This window comes from Thiothrix caldifontis, assembly GCF_900107695.1.
Taxonomy (GTDB): domain Bacteria; phylum Pseudomonadota; class Gammaproteobacteria; order Thiotrichales; family Thiotrichaceae; genus Thiothrix; species Thiothrix caldifontis.
Genome location: NZ_FNQP01000002.1, coordinates 79006 through 94120 on the forward strand (window position 1 = coordinate 79006; position 15115 = coordinate 94120).

Below are 15115 nucleotides of genomic sequence, written 5' to 3' on the forward strand. Positions count from 1 at the left end.
TCATGGATTTACCGAACCTCCTCCACGCCACCGTGCGCATTGCTCAAGAAGCAGGCGATAAAATCATGGCTGTATACAACACGGTCGACTTCGCGGTGGAGCATAAACATGACGATTCACCCCTCACGGCTGCGGATATGGCCTCACACCATCATATTGTCGATGCACTGAAGGCATTAACGCCCGACTATCCTATACTTTCAGAAGAATCCGCACAGTTACCCTTTAGCGAACGCAGCCAATGGCAAACCTACTGGCTGGTTGACCCGCTGGACGGAACCCGCGAATTCGTCAAACGCAACGGTGAATTCAGCACCCTGATTGCATTAGTACATAACAATCAAGCCATTCTCGGCGTTGTTCACGCCCCCGCATTAAACGAAACCTGGTTTGCGCACCAAGGCGGCGGCGCATTCAAGCAAATGAACGGGGAAACCCTCCCAATCAGCACCCGCACCACCAGCAAGCCGCTCAAAGTCATGGGCAGCAAATCGCACCGTGACCCAATCATGCCGCAGTTTTTGGAACGCATTGGCGAACACGAGTACGCAGTGATGGGCAGCATACTCAAAGCCTGTCGCGTTGCTGAAGGTTCGGCGGACATTTACCCACGCCTCGGTTTAACCTCTGAATGGGATACTGCCGCCGCACAAATCATTGTGGAAGAAGCCGGTGGGTATTTCACCCGCACCGACATGCAACCCATGCGCTACAACACCAAAGACTCCATGCTCAACCCGCATTTCTTTGTATTCGGCAAGGACTACCACGACTGGTCGCAGTATTTAGTGTAGGTTTTGCAACATTCCCACTTCCAGATCAATCCCCAACTCATGGTCGGGGTTGATCGAAATGCTATAACCCACACCGACTTTCTCAATAATCCACTTAAACTCCGCCAATAAACCGCCGCCGTAGCCTGGGAAATCGCGTACAAACGCCTTGGCACGATCCGGGCTGGTGAATAAAATCAGGATTTTATTGCCTGCGTCATCATCCAAGGTCAGTGGCACTGCCTGATCACTGGTGGTCGGCTGCAAACCGCCAATCTGGTGCTTTTCATAAATCGGCATGAATAGCGTCACTTCCAACAATTGTTGAATAAAAGTATCGCCCTCCAATTCGCCCGCTAAGGCTTTCACTAGCAGCTCTTCGGCTTCGTTCATCGTTTGTGGCGTCATCTTGGTATCCTGATAGGTGTAATAGGTTAAAGGGTAATCAATCGCCGTATCCGGCACAATGACCCGTAAGAAGTATAATGATAAACCCTAAAGCCTGTTCTTTAAGGCGGGAAAATAATCATTTCTGTTGATTCTACGCTACAATATGCCCTCATTATTTGCCTACTTGAGCCATACTTATGCCTACCCTGTTTCGCACCCTCTACCGCAGCAGCCGATACCTGCTAACCGCAGTATTATTATTCATCACCTTCCCCACTATGGCGGATGAACCGCCATCGCAAGACATGCTGGAAAATTCCATCGTCAAAATTTATGTCACTAGTAAAGCCCAAACCAGTTATTCCCCCTGGAATGCGGATAGCATCGCTTCCAGCGGCTCCGGCTTTATCATTGAAGGCAAGCGTATCCTCACCAATGCACACGTAGTTGCCGATCATATTTTTGTCGAAATCCAACGCGATGGCACGCCCAAACGCTACCAAGCAACCGTCGAGTATGTATCGCATGAAATGGATATTGCCGTCCTCAAAATTAAAGACGAAACGTTCTTTGCCAAAGGTAAACCCCTCACCTTGGGCGAACTCCCTGATATTCACCAAGAAATCATGGTGCATGGCTTCCCCATTGGTGGTGACACCCTCAGTACCACACGTGGGATTGTGTCACGTATTGAATACATGCCTTATGTTCACAGCGGTCTGTCTTACCAAGCCATCCAGATAGACGCAGCGATTAATCCCGGCAACAGTGGTGGCCCTGCGATTATCAATGGCAAAGTGGCAGGCATGGTGATGCAAAAATCTGATGAAAGTGCCGAAAATATCGGTTACATCATCCCCACCGTCATGATCAACCGCTTCCTCACCGACATAGCGGATGGCAAATACGACGGCTTCCCCTCTTTTTCGGTGGAAATACAAAACCTGCTTAGCCCAACGTTGAAACAAAAATATCAATTAAATGAGGAACAAAGTGGTGTCCTCATCAGCAAAGTCTGTGCCAACACTTCCGCTGAAAAAGCGCTACAAGAAAATGATGTCATTACCCACATTGACGGCAAAAATATCGATGATGATGGCACTGCACTGCTAACCCAGCGCAAAACCATTAACTTTCAACATTATCTCGACTTGCATCAAGTAGGGGACACGCTAACCCTGGACATCGTGCGTAATGGTAAACCGCAACAGGTCAAACTGCTGCTGGATAAAGCTGATGAAAGCGATTACACCTACGACAAAGAACCGCGCTACGTCATTTATGGTGGTTTTGTCTTCGTGGCTAGCGACGTCTACGAAGGCTGCCAAACCCGTGAAGACTATGATGAGCGTAAAGATAAAGACAAAAAAGATGATATTAGTATCACCCAAGTACTGGCAGCCTCCGGCAACTTAGGATTTCACGACCTCTCATCATTGAGTATCAAAAAACTCAATGGTGAACGTTTCAACACCTTTGAAGAGTTCTACAAACGTTTACGCAGTAGTACAACCCCCTTCATCATTTTAGAAGACTATTCCGGCTACGAAGTCGCGATTGACCGCAAACTCGCTGACAGTGAGCACGACGACATCATGGAGCAATACAGCATTCACAAAGATCGCTCCAAAGATGTCGCGGCCTGGGATAAAGAACTCGCTCAAAAGTAGTCCAATATTCGCCTAAAACCGTTTAGCCACTCAAAGCCCAGCGCTTTGAGTGGCTGCAAATACGCTGGCAACTTCCTTAAACATATCACGATTCGCTTGATTAACAGTCATCACCAACGCTGTATCGTTAGCAGGGTCGTACAGCATCATAGTTCCCCAAAAACCGGCATGACCCCACATTTCGCGCCCATTAAATACCGCACGTTGCAAACCCAGACCATAATTCGGGCTAACCCCACTGGTTTGTCGCATGAGCTGCAAGGTTGTACGCTCACGGAACAATTCCCTGTGCATCAAGGCTCGCAAAAACAGCGTCAAATCCTCAGTGGTCGACACCAGCGCTCCACTTGCCCACGCCGCCGAGGTATTCAGCGAAGTTGCCGTAATATCGAGGTTATTGCCTTGTGCCACAAGATTATAGAAATGATGCGCTAAACGTCCACGTCCGGTTTCAAAACCTTCGTGCCAAGTGTTCACCATGCCTAAGCGATTGAAAATTCTCCCCCGATAATTCGCGCTCAAAGACTGCCCTGTTACCTGCTCAATCACCAAACCTAAGAGCAAATAATGCGTATCGCTGTATTCAAACTGCCGACCTGGAGCTGCCAACGCATTCGCTGCCAAACCAGAACTGAGGTAATAGCCTAGCAATGCCCGCCCATTCCACTGACGTGAAGCCAGACCCTGCCCATTGTTACTGAGTACCTCGCCGATCATCTGTGCAAACAAACCATTGCCATCCTGTGCGGTTGGCGTATCCGCGAGATAATCCCGCAACCCTGCCGTATGCTGAAGCAACTGACGCACCGTGATGCTCCCACCGGCTTTCACGCCCCCCATCACATGCAAATCATCCAAGGTATATCCAGCAGGTAATAGCGTATTATCCAGCAAGCGTGACAAGGGCGTATCCAGCGTCAAATAGCCCTCTTCCACCAACTGCAATACCACTGTCGCGGTGAATACTTTGGAAATGCTGGCAACCCGAAAAGGATAAGCCATACTCATCGTTTCACCTGTTTGCGGATTCGCCAAACCTTGCGCCCGTGCATAACGGTACTGCTGCTGCGGCACATCCAACAACAGTGTTGTACTGATGACATCCGCCTGTTGCAACGTATCGGCTCCCCAACGATCAAGACTAATAGTCAAGCGATTCGCCAAAGGGGTATCCTCACGAGAAATAATGCCGAGCTGGTCAGGAGCTATACCACTACCGCCACCACAACCTGCGACTAACGACATCAAGAGGCCAGCCCCGATTAAAGCAACCCTACGCCACACCAATCTGACCATATTATCCCTTCCCTTCACTGTGTTAAGCATGGGAAGTGGTATAGGTTAAACCTTGCTACTCATTGGGTACGGGCAGCAGTGACGGCTAAAGCCAACCGATAAATGGCAGTGATCAAACTTCAGAAATGCTTATGAAAAAATTTGCGCCCGAATAAGCACGACACTGCTATCCTCCACTACACTATTTCACTTTACTGAATTGGATAGATACTATTATGAAAAACACCAATTTTTGGCTGGGTAACGGCTTGCTGGCCTTAGCCTTATTGATACTGGTTTTCATGGGCACACTGTCAGAAATGCTCGGCATCGGCGCGGTCATTTTATGGATGGGCGTCGCTGCCGCAGGCACGTATTTTATTATGAAAAGCTAATTACCGTAGAAGAACAGCTCCACGCTATTCTTCCACACCTGCGGCAACAATGTTTCTAACGGCACACCTTTCACCGCAGCCACCTGCTCGGCAATAAACGGCAAATACTTCGGCTCATTCTTATGCCCACGGTAAGGAATCGGTGTCAAATACGGCGCATCAGTTTCAAACAGAATTTGCTCGATGGGCGTGATACTAATAATTTCACGCACATTGTCCGCCGCTTTAAACGTGCTAATACCGTTAAAGCCCAGACAAAAGCCTTCCCCAAGGCAATATTCCGCCAACCCCTTCCCCGACGTGAAGCTGTGAATCACCCCTCGCTTCGGCATTTGTCCCACGAACTGACGCAAAATGGCTTGCGTATCCTCATCTGCCTCGCGGGTATGCACCACAATCGGCAAGGCCAGATCAATCGCTATCTGCAACTGGCGCTCGAAGGCATCGCGCTGTTTGGCTCGATCCGAATAATCGTAATGGTAATCCAACCCAATTTCGCCAATCGCCAGTATCTTCTCGTGCAACGCATTGGTGCGAATTTGCGCATCCACCGCGTCGCTGTAATCGTTGGCATCGTGGGGGTGAATGCCCTGTGTTCCCCAGACTTGCGGGTAGTGCTGCACCAACGCCATCACTTTTTCCAGATTGTCGGGGGAAACCGCAATGGTAATAATACGTTCAACATTCACCTCGCGGGCGGCTTGCAAAGCAGCGTCCAGCGCGTCACCTTCCAAATAATCCAGATGGCAATGGGTTTCGATAATCGAGTGCTCGAAGACAGGAATAGCACGTTTTTTAGACATAAATTTTCCGTATTTCTATAAGGGTTTGTTGTCGTTGAGAATTTTTCACACTACATTGATTCCAATCCCTAGTAAAACGTTAGGGTATTAACCAACAAAGTGTTCTCACAGGAGGTTTACCATGGCACAGATTGCAAGTAAATCGGCTGGGGTTTCCAGTGCTCCTCACGCCGAACAATTATTCAAAAGTTACCCCGTCCAACACGTTGAACCTGCCGCGATTATGCGTTGGCTGCGGCAAGGCTGGGCGGATATGAAAGCCAACCCTTCAGCCAGCTTAGCTTACGGGATTGTGTTCGCCTTGGTCGGTATTCTCATGAGCATCGTCTCAACCGCTAATCCGGCGTTTTTTGTGGCAGCCAGCACCGGCTTTTTACTGGTAGGCCCTTTCCTTGCCTTAGGCTTGTATGGCTTGAGTCATCAAATTGAACAGGGGCAAGCTCCGCGCTTCTGGTCATCTCTCCGTGGTATTCGGGAAAATGCTATTAGCCTTGGGCTATATGCCGTGGTATTGGGAATGATGATGGTATTTTGGGTGCGCTTATCAGCCGTCATCACCGGTATTTTCTTTAACCAAATGTCGGTCGATATGGCGGGTTACGCAGGGCTATGGAATGCCTTAATCACCATGGAACAGGGCTGGATGTTTATTCTGGCCTTCTTCGGTGTAGGGCTATTGTTTGCGTTGTTTGCGTTTATGACGGGTGTGGTGACAGCCCAGATGTTGTTGGAACGTAAGGTGGATATTGTGACAGCCGCGACCACCAGTGTGCGTGCCGTTTTCAAAAGCCCGTTGACCATGCTGCTGTGGGCACTCACCATCACCGTCGTTATTGGCCTAGGGATTGCAACCTTTGATCTCGGTTTGATTATTGCGATGCCCTTGATTGCCCATGCGAGTTGGCACGCTTACCGCGACATGGTGCAGGAAAAATGACATGCTAAACGTCTTGGATAGCCAGATCTTGGGCATTTTCCACGGTTTGCGCTCCCCGTATCTGGATCATTTTTTTGCATCTGTTACGTGGTTAGGGTCGCTGTGGTTGTTAGTACCCCTGAGTGCGTTAGGTATTGTGGTGGTATGGCGTTTAGGATATGCCTCCGTGCTATCGTTACACAGCACGTATTTGCCTGCGGCGTTGCTGCTGGCAAGTGCGTTGGCTTTTGCGCTCAAGGCGTGGTTTGAACGTCCACGCCCGGCGTTGTTTGAAACCTTGACGGCAATGCCGGTGGATTCGGCATTTCCCAGCGCACATTCGGCACAAGCCGCCGCGTTTTTTGTAGCACTGTGGTTCTTGCTACCGCCCGCGCTGCGGGTCGGCGGGGGCATTGTTTTAGCGGGTGTCGTGAGCGCGGTGATGATGTCTAGGCTATATTTGCAAGTGCATTGGCCGAGTGATGTGCTGGTCGGTGCACTGCTAGGGGGTGCCTGTGCAGTGATATTACGTGTGGTATTTTTGCCAAAGGTTTACGCATGAAGAATAAATTTCTCGGCACCGGAGATGCGGGTTATCACCCCTTGCGAAAATTTCGCACCGTGTTATCCGGTCTGAGTTACGCAGTCAAATACGATTTTAGTGTCACCTACAAACTCGTGCTGTCAGTGACCGTATTGATCGTGGCCTTCGCCTTCAGAGGCTGGGTGGATTTTCTCATGGTATTGGTAGCCACCACCTTAGTACTCATGGCGGAACTGTTCAACAGCGCGATTGAAGCACTCTGTGACTTTGTGGAAGAGCGCCACAATGAAAAAATCAAAGTGATCAAAGACATCGCCGCCGCTGCGGTCGGCGTGTCCATTTTGTTGTGGGTAGTGGTAATCGGGATGGAACTCTGGAGCATGATCAAATAACGCCTTGCGCCAACATCGCATCGGCTACTTTCACAAAACCCGCGATGTTGGCACCCGCCAGGTAATTACCCGCCTGCCCGTAAGCCGCTGCGGTCTCCACGCATTGATGGTGGATATTCACCATAATCGAATGCAATTTGGCATCCACTTCACCACGTGTCCAACTCATGCGCAGCGCATTCTGGCTCATTTCCAAGCCCGATGTTGCCACCCCGCCTGCATTCGCTGCCTTACTGGGTGCAAACAAAATCTGCGCCGCTTGGAAACGCGCTATCGCCTCCAACGTACTCGGCATATTCGCACCTTCGCACACCAACGTGCAGCCATTTGCCAGCAAGGTATCGGCATCGTCGGCGGTAATTTCATTCTGGGTCGCGCACGGGAACGCGCAATCACACGGCAATCCCCACGGGCGCTGACCGGGCAAATACTCAGCAGAAAACTGCTCAGCGTATTCGCTAATACGCCCGCGCCGCACATTTTTGAGTTCCATCACCCACGCCAGTTTCTCCACATCAATGCCCGCTGGGTCATAAATCGTGCCATCCGAATCCGACAAGCTGATCACTTTCGCGCCTTGTTCATGCAGCTTTGCTACCGCGTGTTGCGCCACATTGCCAGAACCAGAAACGGTACACACCTTGCCTTCTAGCGCCTCATGACGGGTTTGCAGCATGGCTTGGGCAAAATACACCACCCCGTAACCCGTGGCTTCCGGGCGAATCAGCGAGCCGCCCCAGTTCACCCCTTTGCCGGTTAATACGCCGGTAAACTCATTACGAATCCGGCGGTATTGCCCAAACATGAAGCCGATTTCACGCGCCCCCACGCCAATATCACCCGCAGGCACATCGGTTTCCGCGCCAATGTGTCGCTGCAATTCGGTCATGAACGACTGGCAAAAACGCATCACTTCCGCATCCGACTTGCCTTTGGGGTCAAAATCCGCGCCGCCTTTGCCTCCGCCCATTGGCAAGGTGGTCAGCGCATTTTTGAACACTTGCTCAAAGCCCAAAAACTTCAGGATGCTGACATTCACGCTGGGATGAAAGCGCAAGCCGCCTTTGTACGGGCCAATCGCGCTATTGAATTGAATGCGAAACCCGCGATTCACCTGCACCTGCCCCGCGTCATCCACCCAGGGTACGCGGAAGATGATTTGGCGTTCCGGCTCGACCATGCGCTGCAAAATTCCCGCATCGCGCAAATCCGGGCGCTTGTCCAGCACTGGCGCTAACGATGCCAGCACTTCATGCACCGCTTGGTGAAATTCTGGCTCGTGTGGATTACGGCGTTTTACGGTGTCGATCACCTCGTGAATCACTGCCATTGGCTACATCCCTTCAATTAATCATTTTGCGCATCATCCGCACTGCAAAATCCACCGTCAAATCCAATGACGCCAAGTGGTGGCAATCGGCTTGTTTTTCGGCACTCGCTGACCAGTAATACGGGGTCATGTGCAACAATGCCGCAATACTTGCCTGATCCGGCAAGGTAATGGGGTAACTGACAGCCAACGGCGGGCATTCTTGCATCGTGTCCAGCGGCGGCAATTCCTCCACCGTATGCGGTTGCGGCGTGTCGTAAATCAACTGACGCAACTCGAACAAATGCTGGGCGGCGGGGTATGCCCACAAATACAACCCGCCTGGTTTCAATACGCGCACAATCTCGGCTTCAGAGGCAGGCGCAAATACGCGCACCAACACATCCACCGACGCATCCGGCACGGGCAATTCAAAGCTGGAAGCCACCGCGAACGACAGCGCAGGGTATTGTTTCGCCGCCAGCCGCATCGCTGCCCGCGAAATATCCGTGCCATAACATTGCACATTAGCGCCGAGGAATTGCACCAGTTGGTTGAGGTAATAGCCTTCGCCACAACCGGCATCCAACAGCGTCAACGTTTGCTCAGTGTCGGGGAAATGCTCACGAATCGCCGCTCCCAACGCCATTGCTAACGGCGCGTAAAACCCCTGTTGCAAGAAATAGCGACGGCTATCCAACATCGCTTTATTGTCACCAGGGTCAGCCGAATGCTTGCGGTTGACCAACAGCAGGTTCACGTAACCTTCTTTCGCACGATCGAAACTGTGGCGGTTAGCACACACCCAAGTGCGCTCGACCAAGGTCAGCGATTCATTACACAACGGACAACGCCAAAACACGGGATTCATACGGTATATCACCTTCACAATGGAACTGTTGGACTAGAATATGATCATAAGCGAGATAAAATGCAAACAAGGGAGTCTCCATGAAAACGATAATATTCGCCCGCTTTTTACCCGTCCTGTGTGTGCCGTGGCTGGTTTCCTGCGCCTCCTTAGACGCACCGGTTGATAATGAAACCGGCGGGCTAAAGAAAACCAGCGCTGCCGAGTTACGCGATTACTTGCTGAAATCGTATCAACAGCCGCGCTACTCCCCGGCAATGGGTGCGCCTGTCACGATGGCAGCGCCTGCGCCTGCTGCCGCATCCGTTGCCGCCAGAACGCCTGCCTTTTCCACCACCAACTTGCAAGAACGCGGCGTCGATGAAGCTGACCTCATAAAAACCGACGGTCGCCACGTCTACGCCATCGGCGCACCCAATAACCAACATTATCAAGACAACACCCTGCGCATTATGCAGGTCAACGATGGCGGCAAAAGCTTACAAGAGGTCAAACGCCTGACATTTCCCGAAGGCAGTAGCCTGCAAAATCTTTACCTCGCAGGAAAACAGCGCCGCTTGGTAACGTTGGGCAATGCGTATCAAGCCATGCCTGTTCCGATGCCAATGCCAGCCGGAACAGCCCGCATGATGCCGCCACCTTACGTCATGCCGCGCCCGCAACAAACCGAATTGCGTTACATCGACGTGCGCCAACCTGAAAAAGCCGCATCCACCTTGCAGGTGCAATTGGGTGGCGACCTCAACGCCAGCCGCCGCGTAGGTGATACGCTGTATTTGGTGCTGCAAAGCTACCCACAAATCAACATGAGCAGTGGGCTGGACAAACTGACCGCGCAAGATTTTCTGCCCACCTATCGCACGGCGGATGGTAAAACCGCACCGTTGGTCACAGCGGATGATTGCTACGTCAACCGCCCGCCCAAAACGGCTGATGCAGATTCCGGCTATTACAGCAACAATATTATCAGCGTGGTGGCAGTCGACTTGAATGCAACTGATTTCCGCTTCAAAAGCCGTTGCTACGTGGGCAATACCGAAACCTTGTACGCCTCGCCACAAGCACTCTACCTTGCCACTACCAATTACCAATACAACCAAGCACAAGGCGCTCGCAGCCATACCGACATTCATAAATTCGCCTTCACCGGCACTGACATTGCCTACCGTGGTAGCGGCTCCGTACCGGGGCATTTAAGCGGGCAGGAATCCTCCTTCCGTTTCAGTGAACAAGATGGCTACTTGCGCGTTCTCACTGAAAATGATCAATTCAGTGACCCGTCGATGGCGATTACCGCGCCTTATGGCAAATCCCCTGGCATTCTCAGCATCCTCAAGGAAGGCGGCACAGACGGTTTGCAACTGGTATCACAATTGCCTAACCGCAAGCGCCCGCAACACATTGGCAAACCGGAAGAACGGCTTTACGCCTCCCGCTTTGTGGGCGATCAGGCGTATTTGGTGACGTTCCAAAGCACCGACCCGCTGTATGTGCTGGATTTGACCAACCCACAAGACCCGTACATCGCGGGCGAATTGCACATACCGGGTTTTTCCGACTACCTGCACCCCATCGGTAAACACTTGCTGCTGGGCATTGGCAAAGATGCGATTGCTGACACTAACGGCGATTTTCGGGGCGCATGGTATCAAGGCATGAAACTTTCCCTGTTCGACACCAGCAAACCGGGTGAAATGAAAGAAGTCGACAAACTGATTCTCGGCAAACGTGGCACCGATTCTGCCGCGCTGCACGATCATCATGCTGTCACCGTATTGCCGGTAGGTACGGATTTGCGGGTGGCGTTGCCGATAAAATTGCACGACACCCCGCAAGCGGGAATGCAGGGGCAACCATCCGATTATTACGCTCACACCCAAACTGGGCTGTATCGGTTTGAAGTCGACAAAGCTGCCAAGAAAATCCGCCAGTTCGCGCCGCTGATTACCGAGCACGGGCGTGAAGAATATTGGCGCTACCCTCAGAATGACCGCAGCGTGATGATTGGCGATTACGTGCATTACTTCCACAATGGGAATTTCTGGTCACAACGCTGGTAAGCTTGAACGCTGAAGTAAAGGGGCTGATTCCGTTCAGCCCCTTTGCCTTTTTACAGCACGATGTCAGTAAGCTCAGCCACGCGCCGCCGTGGGAATGCACCTGCCCGTTCCAAGCCCGTGCCAGTATTCAAATCCACCTGAAAGCTGCTGAGGTAGGAAAAATCTAGCGCTGTGCGTTGGCTAATTTCTTCTACCGTGACTTGAAACACCCGCGCATTGAAACGCGCCAACGCTTGCAAATCACCGAGAACGCTTTGCTGTTCCAGCAAATACGCCGATACCGCAAGACTCCCATCCGCTTTAACGTGTACCGCGATTTTCCAAAAGCGCAACGGCAAACGCACGCCACGGTACAAGGGATCTTCCTCATCAAACACCGGCCCGGTAAACACGCTCAGGCGCTTGCGCTCGCTGACAGCGGTATTCAATAAGTAATCTTCGATGCCCAACCAGGTTTGGCTGTTTTGATTAAAGCGTTCGTGTTGCGGCGAACAATTGGTGAAATGGAAGGTGTCAGCATTGGCGTTACGAGCCTCGCTTTCATCCCCCCATACTGGGTCACGCCGCCGTACCAAATGCCCACGATCCAAGGCGTTACGGGCATACAAGTCTTCGCCAATTTGCTCAGATTCGGCAATGCGTGGGTCAAATGCCCATTTGTCACGCGAACGCGGCACATCACGGATGCGTTCACCATCAATATTCACTACAGTGTAGTAAGCCAGTTGGCGGCTACGATTCATGACCACGGAAAAATGGTGATACGGAAGTACCGTGTTATCGGTTTCCGGTTCTGCCTGATTGTTTTTAGCTGCATTGCTGCGTTGCTCATCGGTCAGAATCGGCAACGGCACGGGGACGTTTGCCTCTAGAAAATCGGGGGAATACCCCGTGCGATTGCGGTAATCACGGTCGGTGATGCGCCCCACTTCCAGATCCGTCGCCTGTGGCTCAATCGGCGGCTGTAATACCGTCACTTCAGCAGGGGAATCGGGGGTGGTTGGCGTGCCGATGGAGACGGTAATACGTAGTGGAATGTCGATGGTCATTGTGTTCATGAAACTCACTCCTATGCGTGGAATAATCGGCTTGACTGCTCTCCATTAGCATAGACAAGAAATGTTTCATGCAGATGTTTGTGCGGTTCTCAGCGCCAATTTCGCGTAGTAATTCGCCGAATAGCTGAAATACGCCTGCTCTTTTTCAGTCAACGCCCGCGTTTGTTTGACCGGATTGCCCACGTACAAATACCCGCTTGCCAAACGTTTGCCCGGTGGAACCAGACTGCCCGCACCGATTATTACGTCGTCTTCGACCACTGCGCCATCCAGAACGATAGCACCCATGCCTACCAAGCAGCGGTTGCCAATGGTGCAAGCGTGTAACACGGCTTTGTGACCGATCGTGACTTCATCGCCAATCAGCAGCGGGCGACCGTCGGGTGAGGAATACGGGCCGCCGTGCGTCACATGCAGCACCGCGCCGTCTTGTACATTGGTCAAGTTGCCAATGCGAATGTGGTTGATGTCACCGCGCACCACCGCCATCGGCCACACCGATGAACCTTCGCCCAAAGTGGTTTGCCCGCTGACATACGCCATCGGGTCGACGTAGGCGGTCGGGTGAAGCATTGGGGTGTGGTTTTCAAAGGCTTTGACGGTCATGAATGGCATCCTAGGGGTGATTTTTCCAATACCAGCCATTGTAAGGCAATAATTGCTAGGGATGCTTGGATTTTACCGGCTTTGAGCCATGCCAGCGCGATGTGGCGCGGGATGACCGATACGCGAATGTCCTCGTGTTCTTCGGGCAAGCCGTGGATGCCGGTTGGCACGGCGGATAAATCGACGGGGGCGTAATACATGGCGTATTCGGCAATACATCAACGACAGGCACAAAGCGCCCCAAACCCCGCATCAAATGACAACCAGTAGCTTTTCCCGCAAATCTTTGCCCTGTTTTTGCCCTTGCCGCGTATTGGCAATCTCCTCATGCCACTGCTCAAATAGCGCACGCAGTTCAGCATGAGTCTGGCAATGGTCGATGCTTCGCACCAAATTCGTTGCCCCATAAGCCCCTTTAAAAGCATTTAGGCTATTCATCATAAAGTTCTTGGCCATGTTGAACTTGGCAGGATCAAAGGTTGCCGGTAATTCACGAAAAAGAGAAGGTTCTGTCGCAGAGATTTGCTGAGTCGTAGATGGGGTTGAAACACCCTTGGGGACATGGTTGATCGGGGCAATGTAACCACCTACTTCCAGAAAGTTTAGAATACCGCCCAAATCATCAACACGTGGCAAGGTTTGCAGTTCTTCAAACGTGCGCTTACCATCAATATAAATCAGTACCCAACGTTCCAATCGGGACAAGCCATTTGCTTTGGTTTCAACTTCCTCGATACCTTTAAAAGTCTTAGAAAAAATTATGTTTGTCATTAGCTACTCCTCCTTTTTATCTTGTTTGATCGTTTTTTAATTTGGAAAATTAACCAATACTTTATAGTAGAAACCACTCGGCTGGCTACATTACAGAAAAAGGGAGCCGAAGCTCCCTTTTTCTAAACATCCTGTAGCTGTTTGCCGCAGAAACGCAAAATCTTGCGTCTCTGCATTGGCTTGCTTACGACACTTTCGGGTCGAGCTTGCCAGCTTTGTATTCACCGAACATGACTTCCAGTGAAACCGGTTTGATCTTGCTGGCTTGACCGGCACAACCAAACGCTTCAAAGCGGTCTTTACAGATGCCTGACATCGCTTTAGTCGCTTCTTTCAGGAATTTGCGTGGGTCGAAGTTGGACTTGTTGTCAAACAGGTGCTTACGGATTGCACCAGTCGAAGCCATACGCAGGTCAGTGTCGATGTTAACTTTACGCACACCGTGCTTGATGCCTTCCACGATTTCAGAAACCGGTACGCCATAGGTTTGACCCATGTCGCCGCCGTAGTTATTAATGATTTCGAGCCAATCTTCTGGCACAGAAGAAGAGCCGTGCATAACCAAGTGAACAGTCGGAATGCGAGCGTGGATTTCTTTCACACGGTCGATACGCAGCACGTTGCCGGTAGGCTTCTTGGTGAACTTGTATGCACCGTGTGAAGTACCAATCGCAATCGCCAACGCGTCAACGCCCGTTTTGCGCACGAAGTCAGCCGCTTCTTCCGGGTCAGTCAACAATTGAGAATGATCCAGCACACCTTCTGCACCGTGACCGTCTTCTTCACCCATCATGCCGGTTTCGAGTGAACCCAAGCAACCCAGTTCGCCTTCCACAGAAACGCCGCAAGCGTGAGCCAACTCAACCACTTTACGCGTGGTTTCAACGTTGTATTCGTAAGTAGACGGGGTTTTTGCATCCGCCATCAACGAGCCATCCATCATGACCGATGAGAAGCCGGACTGGATAGAACGGAAGCAAACCGCTGGTTCAGCTCCGTGGTCTTGATGCATAACCACCGGGATGTGCGGGTACATTTCGATAGCCGCTTGTACCAAGTGACGCAGGAACGGTTCGCCCGCGTAAGAACGCGCACCGGCAGAACCTTGCAGGATAACCGGGGAGTTGCACGCATCAGCCGCTTGCATGATGGCGTGGATTTGCTCCATGTTGTTGACGTTGAATGCTGGCATCCCGTAGCCGTTTTCAGCCGCGTGATCCAATAATTGACGCAAAGAAATCAAAGCCATGTTGTTCTCCTCAAAATGTTGTTTAAACTATTA

Annotated in this window: 17 protein-coding genes; 7 read left to right on the top strand and 10 right to left on the bottom strand. The window is 51.4% G+C overall.

The window, feature by feature from the left end; translation table 11 throughout:
• Positions 1-2 precede the first annotated feature (2 nt).
• On the top strand, positions 3-794 hold the full coding sequence (gene cysQ, locus BLV87_RS01805; RefSeq protein WP_093064800.1) for a 3'(2'),5'-bisphosphate nucleotidase CysQ: 792 nt from the start codon (positions 3-5) through the stop codon (positions 792-794).
• On the opposite strand, the gene BLV87_RS01810 is transcribed toward cysQ, so the two are convergent.
• Complete coding sequence (locus BLV87_RS01810) at positions 786-1181, bottom strand: SseB family protein (RefSeq protein ID WP_093065104.1); 396 nt, start codon at positions 1179-1181, stop codon at positions 786-788. The genes cysQ and BLV87_RS01810 overlap by 9 nt on opposite strands.
• 179 nt (positions 1182-1360) lie before the next feature.
• Between BLV87_RS01810 and BLV87_RS01815 the strand changes: the two genes are divergently transcribed.
• The gene (locus BLV87_RS01815; RefSeq protein ID WP_093064802.1) at positions 1361-2833 is read left to right on the top strand and encodes a S1C family serine protease; all 1473 of its coding nucleotides are present in this window, start codon (positions 1361-1363) and stop codon (positions 2831-2833) included.
• Positions 2834-2863: 30 nt separating this feature from the next.
• Here BLV87_RS01815 and BLV87_RS01820 read toward each other — a convergent pair whose 3' ends face one another.
• Positions 2864-4129, bottom strand: coding sequence for a serine hydrolase domain-containing protein (locus BLV87_RS01820; RefSeq protein WP_217629911.1), 1266 nt, complete (start codon positions 4127-4129; stop codon positions 2864-2866).
• 215 nt (positions 4130-4344) lie between these two features.
• On the opposite strand from BLV87_RS01820, the gene BLV87_RS19185 reads away from it, so the two are divergent.
• Positions 4345-4503 carry a hypothetical protein gene (locus BLV87_RS19185; protein ID WP_175517806.1) on the top strand — a complete coding sequence of 53 codons (159 nt, stop codon included), beginning with the start codon at positions 4345-4347 and terminating at the stop codon, positions 4501-4503.
• On the opposite strand, the gene BLV87_RS01825 is transcribed toward BLV87_RS19185, so the two are convergent.
• The gene (locus tag BLV87_RS01825; RefSeq protein ID WP_093064806.1) at positions 4500-5306 is read right to left on the bottom strand and encodes a TatD family hydrolase; all 807 of its coding nucleotides are present in this window, start codon (positions 5304-5306) and stop codon (positions 4500-4502) included. The genes BLV87_RS19185 and BLV87_RS01825 overlap by 4 nt on opposite strands.
• 121 nt (positions 5307-5427) lie before the next feature.
• On the opposite strand from BLV87_RS01825, the gene BLV87_RS01830 reads away from it, so the two are divergent.
• Genes BLV87_RS01830 through BLV87_RS01840 form a run of 3 tightly spaced genes read left to right on the top strand, consistent with a single transcriptional unit; the run spans position 5428 to position 7158 of the window.
• On the top strand, positions 5428-6243 hold the full coding sequence (locus tag BLV87_RS01830) for a DUF2189 domain-containing protein (protein ID WP_093064808.1): 816 nt from the start codon (positions 5428-5430) through the stop codon (positions 6241-6243).
• A 1-nt stretch (position 6244) separates the two neighbouring features.
• Positions 6245-6784: a phosphatase PAP2 family protein gene (locus BLV87_RS01835; protein ID WP_175517807.1), complete on the top strand. Its 540-nt coding sequence runs from the start codon at positions 6245-6247 to the stop codon at positions 6782-6784.
• Positions 6781-7158, top strand: a complete 378-nt coding sequence (locus tag BLV87_RS01840; protein WP_093064812.1) for a diacylglycerol kinase — start codon at positions 6781-6783, stop codon at positions 7156-7158. The genes BLV87_RS01835 and BLV87_RS01840 overlap by 4 nt, the downstream gene beginning before the upstream one ends.
• Here BLV87_RS01840 and gdhA read toward each other — a convergent pair.
• A complete protein-coding gene (gene gdhA / locus BLV87_RS01845) occupies positions 7151-8488 on the bottom strand; it encodes an NADP-specific glutamate dehydrogenase (protein WP_093064814.1) in 1338 nt (445 codons plus the stop codon). The two genes, BLV87_RS01840 and gdhA, sit on opposite strands and share 8 nt — an antisense overlap.
• A gap of 13 nt (positions 8489-8501) precedes the next feature.
• Entirely contained in the window at positions 8502-9338 is an 837-nt protein-coding gene (locus BLV87_RS01850) for a putative RNA methyltransferase (protein WP_093064816.1), read from the bottom strand.
• A gap of 80 nt (positions 9339-9418) precedes the next feature.
• On the opposite strand from BLV87_RS01850, the gene BLV87_RS01855 reads away from it, so the two are divergent.
• Positions 9419-11398 carry a beta-propeller domain-containing protein gene (locus tag BLV87_RS01855; protein WP_093064818.1) on the top strand — a complete coding sequence of 660 codons (1980 nt, stop codon included), beginning with the start codon at positions 9419-9421 and terminating at the stop codon, positions 11396-11398.
• A 50-nt stretch (positions 11399-11448) separates the two neighbouring features.
• On the opposite strand, the gene BLV87_RS01860 is transcribed toward BLV87_RS01855, so the two are convergent.
• The 5 genes from BLV87_RS01860 to fba all read right to left on the bottom strand — a co-directional run bounded on the left by BLV87_RS01860 (position 11449) and on the right by fba (position 15082).
• Positions 11449-12456, bottom strand: coding sequence for a DNA/RNA non-specific endonuclease (locus BLV87_RS01860; RefSeq protein ID WP_093064820.1), 1008 nt, complete (start codon positions 12454-12456; stop codon positions 11449-11451).
• Positions 12457-12522: 66 nt separating this feature from the next.
• Positions 12523-13062, bottom strand: a complete 540-nt coding sequence (locus BLV87_RS01865; protein WP_093064822.1) for a gamma carbonic anhydrase family protein — start codon at positions 13060-13062, stop codon at positions 12523-12525.
• Positions 13059-13262, bottom strand: coding sequence for an NUDIX hydrolase (locus BLV87_RS01870; RefSeq protein ID WP_175517808.1), 204 nt, complete (start codon positions 13260-13262; stop codon positions 13059-13061). Before BLV87_RS01870 ends, BLV87_RS01865 begins: the two co-directional genes overlap by 4 nt.
• Before the next feature lie 52 nt (positions 13263-13314).
• Entirely contained in the window at positions 13315-13833 is a 519-nt protein-coding gene (locus BLV87_RS01875) for a hypothetical protein (protein ID WP_093064824.1), read from the bottom strand.
• A 184-nt stretch (positions 13834-14017) separates the two neighbouring features.
• Positions 14018-15082: a class II fructose-bisphosphate aldolase gene (fba, locus tag BLV87_RS01880; protein WP_093064826.1), complete on the bottom strand. Its 1065-nt coding sequence runs from the start codon at positions 15080-15082 to the stop codon at positions 14018-14020.
• Positions 15083-15115 lie beyond the last annotated feature (33 nt).

Bases quoted from the DNA above. Each gene is read 5' to 3' on its own strand.
- cysQ (WP_093064800.1), top strand. From the start codon at position 3: ATGGATTTACCGAACCTCCTCCACGCCACCGTGCGCATTGCTCAAGAA.
- BLV87_RS01810 (WP_093065104.1), bottom strand. From the start codon at position 1,181: ATGACGCCACAAACGATGAACGAAGCCGAAGAGCTGCTAGTGAAAGCC.
- BLV87_RS01815 (WP_093064802.1), top strand. From the start codon at position 1,361: ATGCCTACCCTGTTTCGCACCCTCTACCGCAGCAGCCGATACCTGCTA.
- BLV87_RS01820 (WP_217629911.1), bottom strand. From the start codon at position 4,129: ATGGTCAGATTGGTGTGGCGTAGGGTTGCTTTAATCGGGGCTGGCCTC.
- BLV87_RS19185 (WP_175517806.1), top strand. From the start codon at position 4,345: ATGAAAAACACCAATTTTTGGCTGGGTAACGGCTTGCTGGCCTTAGCC.
- BLV87_RS01825 (WP_093064806.1), bottom strand. From the start codon at position 5,306: ATGTCTAAAAAACGTGCTATTCCTGTCTTCGAGCACTCGATTATCGAA.
- BLV87_RS01830 (WP_093064808.1), top strand. From the start codon at position 5,428: ATGGCACAGATTGCAAGTAAATCGGCTGGGGTTTCCAGTGCTCCTCAC.
- BLV87_RS01835 (WP_175517807.1), top strand. From the start codon at position 6,245: ATGCTAAACGTCTTGGATAGCCAGATCTTGGGCATTTTCCACGGTTTG.
- BLV87_RS01840 (WP_093064812.1), top strand. From the start codon at position 6,781: ATGAAGAATAAATTTCTCGGCACCGGAGATGCGGGTTATCACCCCTTG.
- gdhA (WP_093064814.1), bottom strand. From the start codon at position 8,488: ATGGCAGTGATTCACGAGGTGATCGACACCGTAAAACGCCGTAATCCA.
- BLV87_RS01850 (WP_093064816.1), bottom strand. From the start codon at position 9,338: ATGAATCCCGTGTTTTGGCGTTGTCCGTTGTGTAATGAATCGCTGACC.
- BLV87_RS01855 (WP_093064818.1), top strand. From the start codon at position 9,419: ATGAAAACGATAATATTCGCCCGCTTTTTACCCGTCCTGTGTGTGCCG.
- BLV87_RS01860 (WP_093064820.1), bottom strand. From the start codon at position 12,456: ATGAACACAATGACCATCGACATTCCACTACGTATTACCGTCTCCATC.
- BLV87_RS01865 (WP_093064822.1), bottom strand. From the start codon at position 13,062: ATGACCGTCAAAGCCTTTGAAAACCACACCCCAATGCTTCACCCGACC.
- BLV87_RS01870 (WP_175517808.1), bottom strand. From the start codon at position 13,262: ATGTATTACGCCCCCGTCGATTTATCCGCCGTGCCAACCGGCATCCAC.
- BLV87_RS01875 (WP_093064824.1), bottom strand. From the start codon at position 13,833: ATGACAAACATAATTTTTTCTAAGACTTTTAAAGGTATCGAGGAAGTT.
- fba (WP_093064826.1), bottom strand. From the start codon at position 15,082: ATGGCTTTGATTTCTTTGCGTCAATTATTGGATCACGCGGCTGAAAAC.